General features: G+C 36.8%; 19 protein-coding genes. 1 reads left to right on the top strand and 18 read right to left on the bottom strand.

Annotated elements, in window-relative coordinates:
- Positions 1–600 precede the first annotated feature (600 nt).
- The 10 genes from SB775_RS22330 to SB775_RS22285 all read right to left on the bottom strand — a co-directional run bounded on the left by SB775_RS22330 (position 601) and on the right by SB775_RS22285 (position 8,046).
- Entirely contained in the window at positions 601–1,026 is a 426-nt protein-coding gene (locus SB775_RS22330; RefSeq protein ID WP_410863382.1) for a hypothetical protein, read from the bottom strand.
- Positions 1,027–1,158: 132 nt separating this feature from the next.
- Positions 1,159–1,938 carry a hypothetical protein gene (locus SB775_RS22325; RefSeq protein ID WP_410863380.1) on the bottom strand — a complete coding sequence of 260 codons (780 nt, stop codon included), beginning with the start codon at positions 1,936–1,938 and terminating at the stop codon, positions 1,159–1,161.
- A 924-nt stretch (positions 1,939–2,862) separates the two neighbouring features.
- Complete coding sequence (locus SB775_RS22320; RefSeq protein WP_410863379.1) at positions 2,863–3,288, bottom strand: VOC family protein; 426 nt, start codon at positions 3,286–3,288, stop codon at positions 2,863–2,865.
- A gap of 147 nt (positions 3,289–3,435) precedes the next feature.
- Positions 3,436–3,618: a hypothetical protein gene (locus SB775_RS22315; RefSeq protein WP_318686677.1), complete on the bottom strand. Its 183-nt coding sequence runs from the start codon at positions 3,616–3,618 to the stop codon at positions 3,436–3,438.
- A gap of 696 nt (positions 3,619–4,314) precedes the next feature.
- Positions 4,315–4,743: a DoxX family protein gene (locus SB775_RS22310; protein WP_284470644.1), complete on the bottom strand. Its 429-nt coding sequence runs from the start codon at positions 4,741–4,743 to the stop codon at positions 4,315–4,317.
- 69 nt (positions 4,744–4,812) lie between these two features.
- Positions 4,813–5,667, bottom strand: a complete 855-nt coding sequence (locus SB775_RS22305; protein WP_410863377.1) for a M56 family metallopeptidase — start codon at positions 5,665–5,667, stop codon at positions 4,813–4,815.
- Positions 5,667–6,083: a BlaI/MecI/CopY family transcriptional regulator gene (locus SB775_RS22300; protein WP_061463356.1), complete on the bottom strand. Its 417-nt coding sequence runs from the start codon at positions 6,081–6,083 to the stop codon at positions 5,667–5,669. The genes SB775_RS22305 and SB775_RS22300 overlap by 1 nt, the downstream gene beginning before the upstream one ends.
- Positions 6,084–6,365: 282 nt before the next feature.
- A complete protein-coding gene (locus SB775_RS22295) occupies positions 6,366–7,034 on the bottom strand; it encodes an NAD(P)H-binding protein (protein ID WP_410863374.1) in 669 nt (222 codons plus the stop codon).
- Positions 7,035–7,104: 70 nt separating this feature from the next.
- Positions 7,105–7,674, bottom strand: coding sequence for a histidine phosphatase family protein (locus SB775_RS22290; protein ID WP_318686694.1), 570 nt, complete (start codon positions 7,672–7,674; stop codon positions 7,105–7,107).
- A 27-nt stretch (positions 7,675–7,701) separates the two neighbouring features.
- Complete coding sequence (locus SB775_RS22285; RefSeq protein ID WP_318686668.1) at positions 7,702–8,046, bottom strand: avidin-fold protein; 345 nt, start codon at positions 8,044–8,046, stop codon at positions 7,702–7,704.
- A 242-nt stretch (positions 8,047–8,288) separates the two neighbouring features.
- On the opposite strand from SB775_RS22285, the gene SB775_RS22280 reads away from it, so the two are divergent.
- On the top strand, positions 8,289–8,810 hold the full coding sequence (locus tag SB775_RS22280; protein ID WP_061463358.1) for a DUF2179 domain-containing protein: 522 nt from the start codon (positions 8,289–8,291) through the stop codon (positions 8,808–8,810).
- Positions 8,811–9,117: 307 nt separating this feature from the next.
- Here the strand turns inward: SB775_RS22280 and SB775_RS22275 are convergent, their stop codons facing one another.
- The 8 genes from SB775_RS22275 to SB775_RS22240 all read right to left on the bottom strand — a co-directional run bounded on the left by SB775_RS22275 (position 9,118) and on the right by SB775_RS22240 (position 18,991).
- Positions 9,118–9,519, bottom strand: a complete 402-nt coding sequence (locus tag SB775_RS22275; protein WP_284470640.1) for a cytosolic protein — start codon at positions 9,517–9,519, stop codon at positions 9,118–9,120.
- Between the two features lie 63 nt (positions 9,520–9,582).
- Positions 9,583–10,338 (bottom strand): exodeoxyribonuclease III, encoded by a 756-nt coding sequence (locus SB775_RS22270; protein WP_410863372.1) that lies wholly within the window; start codon positions 10,336–10,338, stop codon positions 9,583–9,585.
- A gap of 75 nt (positions 10,339–10,413) precedes the next feature.
- On the bottom strand, positions 10,414–11,919 hold the full coding sequence (cls, locus tag SB775_RS22265) for a cardiolipin synthase (RefSeq protein WP_410863370.1): 1,506 nt from the start codon (positions 11,917–11,919) through the stop codon (positions 10,414–10,416).
- A gap of 127 nt (positions 11,920–12,046) precedes the next feature.
- On the bottom strand, positions 12,047–13,483 hold the full coding sequence (gene glgA / locus SB775_RS22260; protein ID WP_410863368.1) for a glycogen synthase GlgA: 1,437 nt from the start codon (positions 13,481–13,483) through the stop codon (positions 12,047–12,049).
- A 16-nt stretch (positions 13,484–13,499) separates the two neighbouring features.
- The gene (gene glgD / locus SB775_RS22255) at positions 13,500–14,606 is read right to left on the bottom strand and encodes a glucose-1-phosphate adenylyltransferase subunit GlgD (protein WP_061463363.1); all 1,107 of its coding nucleotides are present in this window, start codon (positions 14,604–14,606) and stop codon (positions 13,500–13,502) included.
- A 17-nt stretch (positions 14,607–14,623) separates the two neighbouring features.
- Complete coding sequence (locus tag SB775_RS22250) at positions 14,624–15,790, bottom strand: glucose-1-phosphate adenylyltransferase (RefSeq protein WP_318686662.1); 1,167 nt, start codon at positions 15,788–15,790, stop codon at positions 14,624–14,626.
- On the bottom strand, positions 15,790–17,718 hold the full coding sequence (gene glgB / locus SB775_RS22245; protein WP_410863402.1) for a 1,4-alpha-glucan branching protein GlgB: 1,929 nt from the start codon (positions 17,716–17,718) through the stop codon (positions 15,790–15,792). Before glgB ends, SB775_RS22250 begins: the two co-directional genes overlap by 1 nt.
- A gap of 259 nt (positions 17,719–17,977) precedes the next feature.
- Entirely contained in the window at positions 17,978–18,991 is a 1,014-nt protein-coding gene (locus SB775_RS22240; RefSeq protein WP_410863365.1) for a glycoside hydrolase family 15 protein, read from the bottom strand.
- Positions 18,992–19,144: the final 153 nt, after the last annotated feature.

Here is a 19,144-nt window from a genome sequence, read left to right as displayed (position 1 = left end):
AGTATCAAATTAGGGCCAAGGAATTGGGGAAATTCCCTTTTAATAATGGTCGTTTTTGGTATGTTCTATGCGGATATTAAAATTGATAAAAAAAATTTCAAATTGTTTATATTACTAAACGCAGTCATAGATGTTGTTTTTTGCATTTATATTGACTGGTGTTATTAAAAGGGATTTACATTAGTTCGATTAAATAAGTTTCAATTTTCCGCTTATTTCTTTCTATAAGGAGTTTTTTACTTTATGGATTTCAACGCACTTCTGGAAGTGAAAGGGAATTAACTTAAAAATATTGTGAATTAATCAAAGTAACAGGGGCTTGAGATCTTCCATAATCGGAGGCTTTAATTGAATAAGAATCACAAAAATTATTAAACTTTTTTATAAAAGGATGATTCAATTGAATATAAAAAAGCGTGTTTCGATTAATTTCAAAACACACTTTTTCCATGTACTGTGGATTTGAGTCAATATTTTGGACACAAAAAGTTAAACCTTAAGCTGTATTTCTAATTTTATCTTCAATGGCTTTTATATCCTAAGCTGCTGTGAATTCTTTTTCGGTTATACCAACCTTCAATAAATTGGAACATCACTAATTTAGCTGTTTGATAGTCGAGATATCGCACGTGATTGACTTTGTTTCCATTTGAAAGGATTCAATACAGGCATTATCATACGGACAGCCTTGTTGACTAAAGGATTGCTTAATAAGGTGGTTTTGGAAAAGATGAATTTAAACTCACTGCTTGTATATTGTAAGCCAAGGTCCGTATGAAGGGAACTAGCCACCAAGGGCTTTTGTGAAAAATGAGCGTTATCAAAAGATTTTAAGACCAATTCTGTCATCATAGAACTTGAAAAGAAATACCCTACTACTACTTTCTTTGAATGAAGATCCAATACAGAAGTGGATAAGAACGATATTTTTTCTTCGTGATAGAACGAATACTCGCCTTGCTCATTAAGCGTTGAACACGTTTTAGAGAAAATCCTTTGGTTGATAAGATTTGATGTATCTGTCAAGACCATGGAACCTCTAAAATAAATACACTATAGAACAAGGATTCTTTATTAAATTCGAATTCAAACTCTTATTAGTTTTTACTTTACAGTCCTTACCTTATTCAGCATTCTTTCTTGAATTTAAACCCTAAATCATTTACCTTTGTTGCTATTTCTAAAACTATCGAAATCAGTCTTAATGTAATGAAAGACCTTTGCGTTGCCGTTATGGTCTGGATGAGTTATTTTTAATAACCCTTTATATTCGGCTAACAATTCTTTATAACTTGCCATTCTTGAAAGCCCTAATTTTTCACTATAATCATTTGATTGGGCAGTGGAGCCGTAATTGTAATCATCTCCTATGTTGGCTTTTACTTTTATCAATTCATTACGTAATTCAATATTTTCTTTTAATAAATCCTTTGTTTCATTTTGCAATTCACTTTTTTCATTCTTTAGAATGACTACTTCCTTTTTATACATATCCCTTTGCTGAATTAATATTTTTTTTGCAGTCTCATTAAGTTCCTCAATGCCTTCTATTTGCTTATCTTGGGCTTGTATTTTTAATTTTAATCGGTGTATGATTTCGTCCTTATTTTGATCTAATATATCATTTATTGCCAGCCTTGAGGATTTGTCATCGATTATGTATCCAGTGTTACTCTTTCCGTTTCCCCCGTATTTAACCTTACCTTCTCGTAACCAACGTCGAACAATTTGAATACTACTGCTTTCTGTTATTCCTGCATCCTTTAACAGGTCGAAAGCTTGGTCTGTATCATCCAGAATATATCCAGTTTTTCTTTTCCCGTTTCCTCCCTCGTATTTAATCTTTCCTTCACGCAGCCATCGTCGAACAGTTTGAATATTACTACTTTCTGTAACACCTGCATCCTTTAACAGGTCGAAAGCTTGATCTGTGTTCACAAAGTTCCCCCTTTTCATCTTATTACGCCAAGCAATGTTAAATTGAGTGATATTACCCTATTAATTGAAAAAAATGAATCATTTTAACTCTGGTAAATAGCAGGCTATGGATGATGTGGCATTTTGGCGGGAAATTAATAGATATAAATATAATAAAAAGGAACGATTCAAACCGACTTCAATTGAAGTGTATATATTTTCTAAATGATCAATGATATGAGTGAGTTATTCAAGACTGCTTTTTCTCGATTTTAATGCCCCTATTTAAGGTATCATGCTCATTAGGAAGAAATTATCTACTTTATTTCTATAGCACTGCCTTTATCATCTGTAATTTGTTACATCCTATTTGGCTTGTATGTATGCTAATGTTTTAAATAATAGCATAGCTAATTCCAATACAAATAACAAACAGTTAAAGAATAGATGACAGATATCACAGAAGGATAACGAAAAGGTATCAAAATTTAAGATGGCAAAGAAAAATTAATGATATCTTCCTTCCTTTCCAAGACATGACACAAATGGTGGTCTTCGGTTATTAGGCAGCCTTATATTAGTTGAGTACAAACATTATTAATCAGATTAACAACGGCTCCATTCAAGGGAAACATACAGGGATAGTGTGAAGAGTGTGTACTGTGAGGGGCATTTTGATTTAATAAAACTCCCCTTAATTATTGTTGTGAATCCTCGTAATACTTGTGGGACTCCATTGTGTGATGCTTCATTAAGAAGGGAGCTTTTAATATGCATCTAAAGTTTCAGCCATGCGGTAAGGGATATTCCATATTAAAAACCCCAATCTCTCAGTGATAACAATGAGAAATTGGGATTTAATTTTTCAACTATTGTGCCTTCTGTTGAAACTAAGATTCAAAAAAAGCTACTATAGCTTGGGGATATTTTTTTCATAGAGGAAATTCATTGATGAGCCTCTGTGTAAATTTGAAAGGTAATACCGAATTTGTCCAATACTATCCCATAAGCAGGGCTAAAAAATGCTTCCTGGAGCGGCATTTTCACTTGTCCGTCTTGCGACAAGGACTCAAAAATTCGCTTTGATTCTTCGATATCGTTAGTTGAAATACAAATCGTAACTTGATCTCCAGTTTGACTGGTTTGACCCGGAAACATATCTGAAAACATGAGGTCCGTTTCTCCAACCTTTAACATTGCGTGTGACACAAGTTCCTTTGCTTCTTCTGGTAAAGGGAATTCCGGGTTTTCTGGCATTTCTCCAAAAGTTTGATTAAAAAGGACTTTCGCATCCAATGCTTTTTCGTAAAATTGGATCGCTTCCTTCGCATTTCCGTTCATCATTAAATAGGGGGACAATCTCATGGTCATAGTTAAATAGCTCCTTTTGTTCTAATTTTTTTACACGGCATGAGTAACTTCCAAGCTTCCTTTTGAAATTATAGTGGCAATAACCACTATACCATTATTACCCATGAATATTTTTTATAACACGGAACATACGTTCGTCAATAAAAATCACTCAAAACCAATTGGTTGTCCTATCTCGGTGTATGTATGCTTCAACAATTGTTGGTTTTCATTTTGATCATTTAATAATTCTCTAATACTTGATTCAACAGCAGCTGGAAGTTCCACAAGAGCTCTCAGGCTAGTAGGTTCCTCGTCCATCTGTATATCTATGAAAGGTTCAAGAACCATTTGCATTCCTTTAACAATCAAATTAGGAAGAACATATATTCATTATCCCCTGAATCAATAAACAAGTGTAATTAAGGAGGAGTCTTCGTATTTTTATCCTTCTGTACGGAACGTTTGTCACCTTTTTAATGAGTATAGCTTTATAAAAATAATGGTATTTCTTAATGTGAATAGATTAGGGGGGCTTATATGAAGTATTTGTTAGTAGGTTATCGATTTTATTCAATGGGATGTAGCGCTTTATCAATTTCTTTGGATCTTAAAGGGAATTCTCGTCAAAACTACCACGTTCATTGGCATTCCAGTATATACTATGCCTTTTTTACTGCATAATCCAAGGTATCCTCCACAATTGAAGACTGGTCTTTAAACTCCAAAGGTGATTGTTTGACCTTTTAGTAATGGATTAGCAAGGGTGTGTTTTGACAATTCGTTTATAGTAAATTACTTATATCTGAAATGCTTGATTTTACATCAGTTTCAGAGCATGGAGCACTTCACACAAGAAATAGAAGATTATATCGGGATTTCTAAGAAACATCAACGAATCAAGGTGAAATGAAAAAGGCATGACCCAAGTAAATTATCGGATTCATGCCCTCAAGCTACGCTCCTTGACTAAGTTTTTTGAATTCGTTCAGTAGAAAAGTTTTTTTTGACTTTAATACATTCGTTTCAATTTGGTAACCTTCCTTATTAACTCGCTATTTTTTCTGAATTTTTCGTTTTTTTGGGATTTGGCAGCTTAGAGTCTATAGATAGGAATCGGCTTCCATTTAATACTAGGTGAAGTGCAATAATCATAAGAACCAGGTCCAGTTCGAAACCTGTACCTTCTCCATTCCCCATAAAACCTGCTGGAAATTTCACATAAACAATTGCACCAGCCATAATGAATATAAGGAGAGCAGAAATTATTCTTGTTCCAAGACCTAAAATTAAAGCTAATCCTCCAACCAATTCAATTGTACCAACAACATAGGCCAAAAACCCTGGAATGCCCATACTTTGAAACCATCCTGAAGTGTTATCCAATCCACCTTGGAACTTTGACAAACCATGTAACAAAAATGTAATTCCCAACATTACTCTTAATAAAAAGGTACCGATTTCTTGTTTATTCATGACACATCTCCTTTTATTTAGTTTACACTACAAAGTGTAGTGTAAACTTGCAAAAAAATCAAGTGAAAGTCATCCGACAATCACTATAGTCATTCCCAATAATATCACCAAAACATATATAGAAACAAAAATCGTGGTACTATCAGCCCTCAAAGGAATTGTTTTATGAGGATCAACTAATTGCTGAAGTCTATAGTTTACCGATTCATTTGAGAAGTGGACGATGACAGGAGTTGATTTATCAGAGCAAAAATGTTTAATTAACTTCAACAAAGCAGCGCTTATGCCTAAATCAGTGCCCATTTTATTAATCGCATATTCATCGGCTAATAATTCACTTATTATTTTGTAATTTTTATAACACCATTTTGTCAGTGGAACAAACCATAATGAATGCGAGATCAACTGTAAAATAAAGATTACCAGTGGATCATATCTTTTTTGGTGAAATGCTTCATGCTCCACTACCGCTTCCAGCTCGTCAAGCTCCAATAATTGAATTAAACCAGTGCTTAAAACAATGAAAGGTCGCCTGAAACCAAGCGTAAACGCAAGTGGTTGATCAGCATTAACAACTAAGATATCTTTGCTGACCTGTTTGAATGTTTCATTTATTGCCCTTGTCTTTTCAACGTTTTTGTAGGTAAAAAGCTTTTGTTTAAACTTTCTGGATAGAAGATATTGCTCTGCAATTTTGAAAAGGGTGCTCAATATACTATAGGATATTACTATATTGAGCAGTGTGATGACTACAAAGTAGTAAACTGAACCTTCCTTGAATAGACTAAAGCAAAATTTAAAAAAGTTGGCTTTAATATTTACTCCAAAAAAGATATGTACCAAAAACGCTCCCATTTGGCTCCATACTACACAAGCAATTAAAAGACTCAGGCTTATCACAAAATAAGACTTTTTCTTCCACATTATAATTTATCCTTTTTTAACGATTGAATTTTTTGTTCCAATTTTTCAATTAAACCTTGGTCAGCGTCTTTCATGGCATCAAGCATATGGCTAATGACTGCCCCGCCAAACTCATCCAGCAAATTCTCAGTCAGTTTCTTTGACTGCTCTTCTAAAAACTCGGCTTTAGACTGCACGGGGCGAAATAATGAAAGCCTTCCTTCGGACCTCTTTTCAAGAATGCCCTTTTCAACTAAACGGTTCATGACTGTCATTACAGTATTAAAGTTGATAGGCTTGTCAAGCTCCAAGGATTGCTGGACAGCTTTAATACTCTGTTCATTTTTATCCCATAAATATTCCATGATATTAGCTTCCAAGGGACCAAAGAAACGATTCAGTCCAACTTCATCATATTTAAAATTTTTAATATTCATTTTTATCACTCCCACTACGAATTGTAGTGGAAAACTTTGTTGGAATCAAGTTTCAACCGGAAGATTAGAAATGAAGTAGTATCATGAATTTCTCTATTGATTGACTTTAATTACCTTTCCAGACCCCTTTATCCTGGACTTTCCAATTTATCCAGGTTCTCACTGTTATACTCCACTTCCTTTTTTCAGCTACAAATGTTCATCCGCTGTCAGATGCATCCAAAACGGCTTTAATATTATAAAAAAACGAGCCTATTGGAGGCTCATTTCATGAATTTATGATTAACTCCTTGTTGAAAGTCTCTCTATTTCATCAGAATTATAAAGATGAAATCCCCTTGTCGTCGTTTGGGCTGCAGCATACATTGCAGCAGCTACTTTGTTTGCTTCTATGGCACGATATGGGCGTAAAGGGCCCATAAAGAGAAATTTAGCAAATGGGCTTAGCATACTAGAAATCTTTTCACCTGCCCTAAATTCCTTTCGTTCTCCAAGAAGTAAGGAAGGACGGAAAATATGTACAGAATTCAAATCTAGGTGTTGTAGTGTTCCTTCCACATCGCCCTTAACACGGCTGTAAAAAAACTTTGATTTGGAATCGGCTCCCATGGCTGTTATGACGAGTAATTTTTCAACATTGGATGTTTTCGCCATTTTAGCTGCTTCGATTACATAATCATAATCAACTTTACGAAAAGCTTCCCTGGATTTAGCCTTCTTGATCGTTGTACCTAAACAAATGAAAACATCGGTGACGTTGAACAAATCGGCATACCTGGATAAATTTTCGAAATCCACAATATGCCCTGTGCACTGCGGCTCTGTGAATTCCGTTTCCCTTCTTGTCATAAAATGGATTTCCTTATAGATTTTGCTGCTGCTTATCTCTTTAACCAATTGGGTACCGACCACACCTGTAGCCCCTAAAATCAATGCCGTCTTTTTAGTCATGATTTCCTTCTTTCCTTCATTAGCTCCTGAATATCAACCATACCCATTTTTAACCCCAACCAATATAGGACTAAGATAAATGATTCACTTGATTGAAATCATCAATAATCCAAGAATCGGCATCAAATCTAATCGTACTCAAACATGCATTGAACAACCGCATTTCTTTCGAAACGATTGACTCGTTTGACATCAATCGTAAAATGAAATGAATGACAGCGCCATGTGCAACAAGTATCACTTTCTTGTCAGGATACTCCTTTTGAATTTCCTGGAGCCCATTCATCAGCCTGTTTCGTAAAGAATCCTGATTTTCCTGACCGGGATATAACTTATCCGTGAATGCTGCTTTCCTTTCAGCTGCTGTCATTCCTTCAGCGACGCCAAAATTCTTTTCAATGAATGCTATTTTTTCAATTACCGGAACTTCGATATAATTTGAAATGATTTCAGCCGTTTCCCTTGCCCTTTTTAGTGGGCTTGATATGATTACATCCCAATCCTCTTCAGACAAAAATTCACCACATTGCCGTGCCTGTATCTTTCCTAGTTCATTTAAAGGGATATCAGTCTGCCCCTGCAGTTTCCCTAGTGCATTCCAATCTGTTTGACCATGCCGCACTAAACAAATAGTAGTAATTGTCCTCAAACCCCTCTATGCAGAATCTTATTTTTTCACTTCTTCAATGATGGAGTGTCCTTCACTATGCTCGAGATCTGACCATTTCCATTTTTCATGCAAACGTATCCTTCCATCAGGCAGCATTTCAGGGGTGGAAAGACAGCTTCCTCCTCTTATTTCACCTTTTTCATTGATATGATTATACCTGAATTCAAGAGATCCATCCATATGGACAAGCCCTATTAACGTACCTTTAACAATCTCTCCACCATGATAACTTGCTGAAAGAATAGAACCTTCTTGTGAATAGTGAAAGGAAGTATTTCCTGATACTTCCCCATTTTCAGAGTTGACTTTTGCTCTGAATATCCGTCCATCATAATTAATCATATTCATTCCCCCTTATGAATCAATAAGGATAATGATACCAAATTAATAAAAAAAAGAGTATTGAAAAACCTTATAAATACTTAATTCGTTCACAATGGAAATTCCATAAAAAATACTTAATATTTCCCATTGAATTCTTCTATTATTGTGTGGTTAGATTATGGAAGATGTTACATATAGTATGAACATTCCCGAGGATAAAACATCTAAATTTAACTAGAAGATATTGGTGAGGTGCTCAATTGAAAGAAATACTTCTGATTCTGCTATTGCAACTTATTTATGTTCCGATATACACGCTGCGAACCATTTTCTTAGTAAAAAATATTACCATACTTGCCTCGATACTGGGTATCGCAGAAATGTTAGTATACGTTTTTGGTTTATCCCTTGTATTTGGCGGTGACCAAAGCATACTCGCCATGGTTGTCTATGCAGTCGGTTTTGGAATCGGAATAATTTTTGGTACGAAAATTGAGCAAAAACTCGCCATCGGTTTTATTAATGTAACCGTTAATACCCAAACCAAAAATGAACAGTTAGTTGATACCCTAAGGAACAACGGATTTGGTGTCACTCTTTATACGGGCGAGGGCAGGGATAGCAACCGCTATCGGATGGAAATCTTGACAAAACGAAACCGGGAACAAGAATTAATAGCAACCGTTGAAAAGTTTGAACCTAAGGCTTTCATCATTTCATATGAACCACGCTATTTTAAAGGTGGATTTTTACTGGACCGGTTGAAAAATAAAGCAAGCTGAACGAAATGCAAACGCCCATCTTTATAAAGATGGGCGTTTGCATTATTTGTTTTTGATTTTCTAATCTTGACTGCCCTGGTAACCGGTTGTTTTTTATCCACTTTAAGTATTTTTTCAATGCTTCATCATCTTTTAGCAATACAACGTTTTATATAGTCGTACAAGGCGTGCGTGAATCTGTTTATGACATGATTTACAGAGATAAGCAATTGGTAAATGGCTGCCGCTTAACTCCCTAGGAGATGGTCAGTTCAATCTCAACACTGCCACAAAGCCCACAAGTCCCTTTCATCTCATCACCCGGCAGTTAAGGCTTTACGGATTTCCCTTCTTCAACAATATGAAACATCAAATGGGCAAGATGATGGATTGGTCCATACTCTTCGTTGTCCTCATCATCTTCTGCATCTTCCACTTCATCCATGCCTTGCAAATAAAGTGCCATGAATTCATAAAAGTCATTTTTAGAAAAGGAATAACAATCACTTGGATCCTGGTTATCTTCTTCATACTGCAAAACAAGATGAGATAAATCACCCTCATCATCTTCTGCATCAAAAAAAACGAAATACCCGATATTTGTATCCAGTTCAAATAATCTGCGAAAACCGCGTGATGTTGTTTTTTCAAACTCAGCCGCCGTCAGTTTTTGCACTTGCATGCTATCTACATTATCTTCTTGATGAAAGCCCACGATAAATGTGTTCATAATCCTAACCTCCTGTTAAATATGGATAACCAATAGTATCCCCATTTAAACGAAATTATTCGATTAGAGGTTCGTTTCCAAGACGACCGGGCAATGATCACTCCCCATAACATCGCAGTGAATGTTAGCCTCCATTAAAGAATCCGCCATCCGTTTAGAAACAATGAAATAATCGATTCTCCAGCCAATATTCCGCTCTCTTACTTTACTCATATATGACCACCAAGTATAGGCACCTTCCTGGTTCGGATAAAAATGGCGGAATGTATCGATAAACCCTGCATCAAGTAATTCAGTCATCTTGCCACGTTCTTCATTAGTGAAACCCGAATTCCCAATATTAGGTTTTGGGTTTTTCAAGTCGATTTCCTGATGTGCGACATTCAGGTCACCACAAAAGATTACCGGTTTCATCAAATCCAGTTTTTTAAGATAATCAATCATCCCATCTTCCCATTCGAGACGGTAATCAAGCCTAGATAAATCCCTTTTGGCATTGGGTGTATAAACATTCACCATATAGAATTTCTCGAATTCCAGTGTTATGATCCTGCCTTCCGGCTCCTCGTCCAGCTCCCCTACACCATATTTCACGGAAAGTGGTTTTTCCTTCGTGAAAATGGCTGTTCCGGAATATCCTTTTTTCAGTGCATAATTCCAATATTGATGGTACCCTTCCAACTCAAGTGAAATCTGCCCTTCTTGTAGCTTAGTTTCTTGAAGACAAAAAATATCTGCATCCACATCTTTAAAGTAATCTAAAAATCCTTTTTTAACACAAGCCCTAATACCATTCACATTCCAGGAAACCAATTTCATATTCTCTTTAATTCTCCTTATGGCCAACTAATTTCATTACATTTCAACTATACTATTTATCTTCATTTTTTCCCATTAGAGTACATTCGAAAACAATCTGGCAAATGATTCTTTTGAACGTTCCAAGAAGCCACGATCGTTATACCTGATTGAATCTAGTTTGTCACTATCTTTCATATCTTCTTTGTAATGAGTGACAAGATCATCAATGGTACGGCTGCCCATAAGAAAGACATTGACTTCGAAATTCAGATGAAAACTCCTCATATCCATATTTGCGGTCCCTATAGAGGCCATATCACCATCTACGATAATAAGTTTTTGATGTAAAAAGCCCTTTTTATACGAGTATACCTCTACACCGAATTGAAGCAGCTCCCCGAAATAGGAGCGACTGCCATATTGGGTTAAAAACCCATCATTTACTGCCGGAACCATAAGCCTAACTTGTAACCCCTTAATGGCTGCATGTTTAATTGCTGCTTTAATGGCTTGATTAGGTACGAAGTATGGGCTTGCAATCCAGATTGATTCAGTGGCGCTAGTAATAAGCGAATAGTAAAAATCACTCATTATTCCCTGTTGTGTATCAGGTCCGCTTGCTACAACCTGGACAGCTCCATCACCATGTTCAACTTTATTTTTGAATGCTGGACGTTCTTGCAATACATCTTCCCCACTAACATATTCCCAATCCAAAAGGAAAACGGTATGAAGCATATATACCGCTTCCCCTTTCAGGACCATGTGTGTATCTCTCCAAAAACCAATGTTTTTATTTCGCCCTAAATATTCCTCACCTACGTTTAAACCGCCTACAAAACCAATTTCACCATCAATGATGATGATTTTGCGGTGATTCCTAAAATTGAACTTTTGATTGAAAAAACCATGTTTCAATGGCGAAAATGGATAAGCTTTTATCCCTGCATTTTTCATCCGCTTAACTTCATTATTTGAAAGGCTTAAACTACCCGCCGCATCAAAAATGAATAAAACTTCAACACCAACTTTTGCTTTTTCAATAAGGATATCTATAATTTCGGTACCAAGCCTGTCTGAACGAAAAATATAATATTCAATATGAATGAATTTTTCAGCCTTTTTTAATTGTTTAATGATTTCCGTAAACGTTTCGTTTCCATTTTTCAAAACTTCCGTTTGCGAAGATGTACTTATAGTTGTCTCAGAAGCATTTTTGGCAAAAGCTGCGAATGATTGCTGATGATCATTCAAGAACGAAAGATCTGGCGGTGATACATGAGTGACAAGACTCTTCCATTCTTCCCGATCTCTTTTCCTTTTACTTCGAAACAAATACCCCTTTAAATAGAGCTGACCTGAAAATAGATAAAATACATATCCAAATACTGGGAAAAACAAAAGTACATACATCCATAAAAGGGTCTCGTGAGCAAATCTATTTTCCAGCATGAGTGAAAACATGGTAACAACCATGACAAAAATATATAATCCAATAAAAAATAGCTTCACGTTGAAGCTAACATGAGTGAAAAGGATCATATAAACTGCGGCAATTAAAATAAATAAAAATACAAATTCCATTCTTCTTCTTCTCATCTTTTCATTCTCCTACACAACAATATTTTATATATATCAAACATATACCCATATTTGATGGTAAAAGAAACAAAACACTTACGAAGACTTATTTTCGCAAGTGTTTTATGTATTACCTATCCAATTATCACTTCATGACAGGGATGAGACTTTCATACAGCTCAATATACTTTATGGAAGATGATGTCCAACTGAAGTCTAACTTCATTGCACTTTCGACCATCTTCCTCCATCTTTTTGGCTGGAATTTGTAAAGCCCAACTGATTGTTCAATTGTATGAAGCATATCGTGTGCATTATAATTCGTAAAACTGAAACCATTCCCCTCACCAGTAAATTGATTATATGGAATGACTGTATCACGAAGTCCGCCTGTCTCCCTCACTAACGGCAGAGTACCATAACGAAGCGCCAATAGTTGACCAATTCCACATGGTTCGAATTGGGACGGCATTAGGAATAAATCAGAACCTGCATATATGCGTCTTGCTAAACCCTCATCAAAATATGTATTTACTGAAACCTGATTTGGATATTGGTCAGCTAAATGGCGAAATGCAGATTCATATTGCTCATCACCCGTACCTAAAAGAATGAATTGAATTCCTTGGTTCATCATTTCATGAAAAACACGGAGGATAAGATCCATTCCTTTTTGATCAACAAGCCTGGTCACCATTGATATGACCGGGACACCATCATTGACTGGAAGATCCAACGATTTCTGTAACTCACGTTTATTCTCCATCTTACCCTCATAGGAATCGAATGGAACAGGAAGATGTTCATCTTCCGCAGGATTATATTCGTCATAATCCACTCCATTGATAATCCCTTTAAGGTCACCATTTCTTTTCCTTAAAAACCCATCCAGGTTTTCCCCAAAATAGGGACTCTGAATTTCTTCGGAATAACTTGGACTTACAGTTGTGACTATGTTGGAGAAAGCTAAGCCAGCTTTCAAATAACTGACATTTCCATGGAATTCAAGACCATCGATATTAAAATATAATTCACTTAAATCCAGTAATTCTGCTAAAACAGCTTTAGGATAAACTCCTTGATAGCGTAAATTATGTATTGTAAATATCGTTTTAATATCCTGATAGAAAGGATGGTTATGATAATGGGCTTTCAGCAAAGCGCTGACAAGACCCGTTTGCCAATCATGACAGTGTATAACATCCGGCTTTTTTTCTAAATAGGGTAAAACCTCTAATATTGCACGGGAAAAGAAGGCGAACCTTTCGCCATCATCAAAAAAACCATAACTCCCATGCCGTTTAAAATAATATTCATTATCTAAGAAATAATATGTAATTCCATTTGCAACAAGTTTTTCGATACCACAAAATTGCTGGCGCCAACCAACAGGAACTTCAATACTCGTCATATGTTTCATTTCCTGTTTAAATCGGTTAGGCAGATCCCCATATTTAGGAAGGATGACACTTACATGGACTCCCTGTTTTTTTAGCGCTTTAGGGAGCGCACCTATAACGTCTCCGAGCCCTCCCGTTTTTATAAAAGGGGCGCATTCTGAAGCAGCAAATACAACATTCATTGCCGCACCTCCTCTTTTAAATGACTTCCGCTTTTTTTATTACAACTGGCTGTTTTAAACCAATAACTGATTTTTCACTAGTAATTTTCACTTCTTTATCGGTTATGATATTTTCCACGATAGCACCTTCTTCAATCACGCCTTTTTGCATGATGATGCTATTTCTTATAACCGCTCCCTTTTTTACCTTTACTCCACGGAAGAGTATACTGTTTTCTACAGTCCCTTCAATATCACAACCGTTGGCTATCAATGAATTGGTAACCTTCGAAGATCGTGAATATTTGGTCGGTGCCTCATGTTTGATTTTTGTATAAACATCCCAAGTGTCTCCGAAGAAAGAACGGATAACAGAAGGGTTCAGGAAATTCATATTACTGGAATGAAAACTTTCAATGGAATGGATGAATGGCATATCTCCAGTAAAATTGTAGCCTTTGACAGTAAAACGGTGAAGATTGGCTTTCACAGCATCTTTCAAAAAGTCATATTCTCCACTGGCAACACAGCTTTTGATCAAGTTCACCAATAAGGTTTTACTTATAATGAAGGTTTCGAGACAAACATGATCACCAGGTCTAGGGATGGTATAAAAGCTTATGTCCGTGATGTCATCATCAGAATCTACTGAGCAGGTGTGATAGATTGGCTTTTCTATCAATTCCCCTACATAATCCTTATAAACGACCGTGATATCCGCTTTATGTTTTTTATGATAATCAAGCACATCATTGAAATCCAATTTACATACATGGCTTCCAGGGGAAATGATGACAGTATCTGCCGCTGCACGTTCAAAAAAGCTGAGGTGATCATAGAATTGCTTCATATCGCCTGTTACCGTTTCGTCCGGATGGATAGGGGGCAAGATGTATAATCCTCCTGAACGCCGATCTAAGTTCCATTCTTTTCCTGAGCCAAGATGATCCATGACTGAGAGATATTTTTCTTTTGGGAAAACGGCCACCTTTGATACATCCGCATTTATGAAGTTCGACATCGTAAAGTCAATCAAACGGTAGCGTCCACCAAATGGCACTGATGCTACATTACGGTGAGCGGTCAGCTCTTTTAAATGTTGTCTTTCATTGATTAAGTTAATAATACCCAACACATTTTCCATAGGATCTTCCCCTTTTTCTAGTTAAGAGTGATCTTCTTTTTGTTTGGATTGACAATGGTCTGATTTTCGCCAATTAAGGTGATATCGGATGTAACCGATGAATTGCCAACTACTGCACCATCTTCTATAACACAATTGCTGGCTATGATGCTTCTTTCTATATGAACGTTTTCACCAATCGTAACATTAGGCATGATGACTGAATCTTTTATGGTTGACCCATAGCCCACCTGTACATTATATGATAAAACCGAATGTTCAATATTTCCATGTATCATGCACCCTTCATTGATAAGCGACTGACTGACCTCGGCATCTGATGAGATATATTGCGGAGGGTGGTTTGCATTGCGCGCAAAAATTTTCCACTGCTGATCATCCAACTGGAAATTTGGCGTTTCCTCCAATAAATCCATATGGGCCTGCCAAAGGCTTTCGACCGTTCCAACATCTTTCCAATAATCATTAAAACGATACGCATACAGTTTTTTTCGATCTTCTAGCATCTTGGGAATGATGTTGCTACCGAAATCATTAGAAGAGTTTGCATCTTTTTCATCGTTTATTAAATACCGTCTTAGGTTCTTCCAATTGAAAAGGTATACTCCCATTGATGCGAGATTACTTTTTGGATACTTCGGTTTTTCATCGAATTGGGTGACTTTATCATCATCATTGGTATTCATGATCCCAAAACGGCTTGCTTCCTGCCATGGCACTTGAATGACAGCTATGGTTGCCTCTGAATTTTTTTCGATATGATAATCCAGCATCTTACTGTAATCCATCTTATAAATATGATCACCGGAGAGAATCAGTACATGTTCCGGATTATAGTTATCAATGTATTGGATATTTTGATAAACGGCGTTTGCCGTCCCTTTATACCACTCACCGCCTTCTTTCCCTTGATAAGGGGGAAGAACGGAAACTCCGCCGACATCCAGATCCAGATCCCAAGCTTTGCCATTACCCACATAATCATTTAGAATCAATGGCTGGTATTGGGTCAGTACCCCAACCGTATCAATACCAGAATGAGTGCAGTTACTTAATGGAAAATCGATGATCCTATACTTACCGCCAAAGGGAACCGCTGGTTTTGCCAAACCGATTGTCAATTCACCTAACCTTGAACCCTGGCCTCCTGCCAATAACATTGCTATCCATTTTTTCGCTCCCATTATTCGTTCACTCTCCCCCGTCTTTTTTTTGTTTGCTTCATATAAATTGATATGCCTAAAGGAGGTACGGTTATTTCCATGCTGTATGGTTGATTATGACATGATTCTTTTTTGACATTAATGGGTTTTTCATTGATCTGACCGGATCCTCCGAACGCTGCTGAATCACTGCTGAAGACCTCTATATATTTCCCCTGGGAAGGCACACCTATTTGATAATGAGCATGGGCCTGTGCAGAGAAATTACAGACAACAATACAATAATCACCTTTGCGTTTACCTTTTCTCATATAGGTTATGATACTCTGACTACTATTGTTTGGTTCTATCCATTCAAATCCCTCCTGGACATGATCCAATCTCCATAGAGAGGAAGTTTGCCTATAAAATTCCTGAAGGGTACGGAAGTAATATGCCAGCTTTTCGTGAGATTCATATTTCAAAAGCAGCCAATCCAATTGTTCCTCATCTTTCCATTCTATGAACTGGCCAAATTCACCGCCCATAAAGAGAAGTTTCTTTCCAGGATGTGTCATGAAATACCCAAAGAGCAACCGTAAGTTTGCGAATTTCTGCCAATAGTCACCTGGCATCTTATTCAATAAAGACTTCTTGCCATGAACTACTTCATCATGTGAAAAGGGCAAGACAAAATTTTCTGAAAAAGCATAGAACAATGAAAATGTTAAGAGGCTATGGTGATTTGGCCTTTCATTCGTTTCAAGTTTCATGTAACGAAGAATATCGTTAGTCCATCCCATATTCCATTTGTAATTAAAACCCAGGCCTCCGATATCGGTAGGTGATGTTATAAGCGGCCTGTCTGTTGCTTCTTCAGCCATCATTAGTGCATTGGGATATTTTTTGAAAACCACCTCATTAAGTTTTTGCAAAAATTGTATGGCTTCTATATTTTCCTCACCGCCAAACTGGTTTTTCAGCTTAACCGGCAAGGGATTATCATGATTTAAATAAACCATTGACGATACCGCATCGACACGGACCCCATCAATATGGTATATATCCATCCAAAACATCACATTTGATATAAGAAAACTGATTACTTCCGGTTTAGTAAAATCAAAATTGTATGTTCCCCATAACGGACGCTCTGCCCTGGTATGATCAATTGGTTCATAGAGAGGCGTACCATCAAAACGGGAAAGTCCATGTGCATCTTTACAAAAATGGGCGGGAACCCAGTCAAGGATGACGCCAATGCCCTTTTGGTGGCAAAGGTTAATCAAATACTTAAAATCTTCCGGTGAACCGTAACGACTGGTAACGGAATAATAGCCCGTGACCTGGTATCCCCACGATTTATCAAATGGGTGTTCCATTATGGCCATGATTTCAATATGTGTAAAACTATTATCAATCACATAATCAACTAATCTATCAGCCAATTCACGGTACGAATAAAATTCACCATCTTCTGTCTGTTTCCATGTTCCAGGGTGTACTTCATATATGGACATGGGTTTATGATAGATATTTTCCTTTTTCCTATCGGCTATCCATTTCGAATCTTGCCATTCAAAATTATCCAGCCTTTTAATGACCGAGGCTGTTTTTGGTCTGACTTCCGAATAGAAGGCATATGGATCGGCTTTTAGGATACGTTTATTTCCAGGTGTATGTATTTCGTATTTATAAAGTTCCCCTTCTTGAAGTCCTGGTACGAACAACACCCAGACGCCTGAACGCTCGATCCGTTTCATCGCATGATCATTTCCGTCCCAATTATTAAAATTACCGACTACAGAAACTTGCTTGGCATGGGGGGCCCAAACGGCGAAGCGTACTCCTTCATTACCTAATGATGTTACAATGTGTGCCCCAAGCATTTTATAGCTTTCATAAAGGGTGCCTTCATGAAACAAATATAAATCGAAATCGCTTGGATAATTCTCTTGTAGCTGGTCCATAATTGTACTCAATAAAACCCCTCCATCAGTATTAACTCGATAGTATTTTACCCATCGTTCCCCAGTTATTATATATATTCGGTGGAAATGATATTAATCCTTCAAATGGAGGTGAACTTATTATAATTAAATGCCCTTTTTTTGAAAATTAAAACATTTTTATGTAGAAAAAGACCATTTAATGTAAAAATATTGTTATTCCAATAAAAGCCCTCCCCATTTTATAGGAAAGAGCTTTAAGGAATCATGTATGAATGCTTCATGTTACTTGTTCAGTTCGGATCATGTGAGTTTTCTTTAAGAATAAATAGGATAATGAGACTGACCATGCCAGGGGAGTATTCCTGTTTGGAATATTACTGCCTCCAATATATAACTCAGGGACTTCCCAATTTTCTGGAATGATCATTTTCGTTTTATCTGTATATTCCTTTACTTTGTTCATCATGCCAAGTTCAAGGTAGCATAAACCCAGCCACGGAAGACCGAAACACCATTCCGCTTCCTGGCCTTCATTATAATAAAGGTCCTTTTCATATCGTATACAACCATTTGTTCTTTCAAGGCGCCCTGTGACATTCTTCAATATTTTAAGGGCTATTTCACGATCTACCAGTCGATAAGGATAAATTAAGGATAAAAGGGCTAGATCCGTCTCTTTTGAATAACTTTCCCTCGGGAGTAGGAAACGAAGTGTTTCTTCTCCCTTCATTATCAGTTCCTCCTTAACGTTGACCAGCATCTTGACTGAATTCAAACCAGCAACACATGCACCGATGCTTGAAGCATGAATTTCGATATTTTCTTCCCACATCCCGTTATCTTCCGACTGCCAATATTGCAGGCATTCCAAGTAATTGACCAACTTTTGTACGATTAGTAAATCACGTTGATTTCTTATCACCTTTTTTCCATGCCTATATCCTTCTCCGACACCCCATAAAAAGGCACCTATCGCATCATTTTGGGCATGCCCCCACTCATCAGTCAGTTCTTCCAATTCAGTGGAATACCGTGCATGGATATGTTCATAAAGATACTGGGGTTTCTGTTCAGTATGAATATCTATCTTCCACTCATAGGATTGAAATAAGTCGAATAAAGCATGATATGCTTTCTCATAACGATTGGATGGATCATTTATAAATGGCAGTACTGTATAAACGACATCCCTTATCCATACATAATTATAATCATCGGAAACGCTTGCAGTATACGCGCCATTAGGAAGCCGCATACGATCAAGAACCTCTAGGGCACCATTAACATTCATTAATTGAACACCTCCATAGTTATTTACTTATTCCCATTGTTGACAGACTCCCATTTTCTAAACGTTGGATCATTCATTTTGGCTCTTTTCGTAAAGATTGTTGTTTTTAAAACGAAACTATTTAAGGTTGATTGGAGCGGAAGTGCGAGACTC

Source organism: Peribacillus sp. SIMBA_075, assembly GCF_046534585.1.
The sequence above is the reverse complement of the archived record's forward strand: the minus strand, read 5'-3'. Positions and strand labels throughout refer to the sequence as shown.

Bases quoted from the DNA above. Each gene is read 5' to 3' on its own strand.
- SB775_RS22320 (WP_410863379.1), bottom strand. From the start codon at position 3,288: ATGACCATGAGATTGTCCCCCTATTTAATGATGAACGGAAATGCGAAG.
- SB775_RS22315 (WP_318686677.1), bottom strand. From the start codon at position 3,618: ATGGTTCTTGAACCTTTCATAGATATACAGATGGACGAGGAACCTACT.
- SB775_RS22310 (WP_284470644.1), bottom strand. From the start codon at position 4,743: ATGAATAAACAAGAAATCGGTACCTTTTTATTAAGAGTAATGTTGGGA.
- SB775_RS22305 (WP_410863377.1), bottom strand. From the start codon at position 5,667: ATGTGGAAGAAAAAGTCTTATTTTGTGATAAGCCTGAGTCTTTTAATT.
- SB775_RS22300 (WP_061463356.1), bottom strand. From the start codon at position 6,083: ATGAATATTAAAAATTTTAAATATGATGAAGTTGGACTGAATCGTTTC.
- SB775_RS22295 (WP_410863374.1), bottom strand. From the start codon at position 7,034: ATGACTAAAAAGACGGCATTGATTTTAGGGGCTACAGGTGTGGTCGGT.
- SB775_RS22285 (WP_318686668.1), bottom strand. From the start codon at position 8,046: ATGATTAATTATGATGGACGGATATTCAGAGCAAAAGTCAACTCTGAA.
- SB775_RS22275 (WP_284470640.1), bottom strand. From the start codon at position 9,519: ATGAACACATTTATCGTGGGCTTTCATCAAGAAGATAATGTAGATAGC.
- SB775_RS22270 (WP_410863372.1), bottom strand. From the start codon at position 10,338: ATGAAATTGGTTTCCTGGAATGTGAATGGTATTAGGGCTTGTGTTAAA.
- cls (WP_410863370.1), bottom strand. From the start codon at position 11,919: ATGAGAAGAAGAAGAATGGAATTTGTATTTTTATTTATTTTAATTGCC.
- glgA (WP_410863368.1), bottom strand. From the start codon at position 13,483: ATGAATGTTGTATTTGCTGCTTCAGAATGCGCCCCTTTTATAAAAACG.
- glgD (WP_061463363.1), bottom strand. From the start codon at position 14,606: ATGGAAAATGTGTTGGGTATTATTAACTTAATCAATGAAAGACAACAT.
- SB775_RS22250 (WP_318686662.1), bottom strand. From the start codon at position 15,790: ATGGGAGCGAAAAAATGGATAGCAATGTTATTGGCAGGAGGCCAGGGT.
- glgB (WP_410863402.1), bottom strand. From the start codon at position 17,718: ATGGACCAGCTACAAGAGAATTATCCAAGCGATTTCGATTTATATTTG.
- SB775_RS22240 (WP_410863365.1), bottom strand. From the start codon at position 18,991: ATGAATGTTAATGGTGCCCTAGAGGTTCTTGATCGTATGCGGCTTCCT.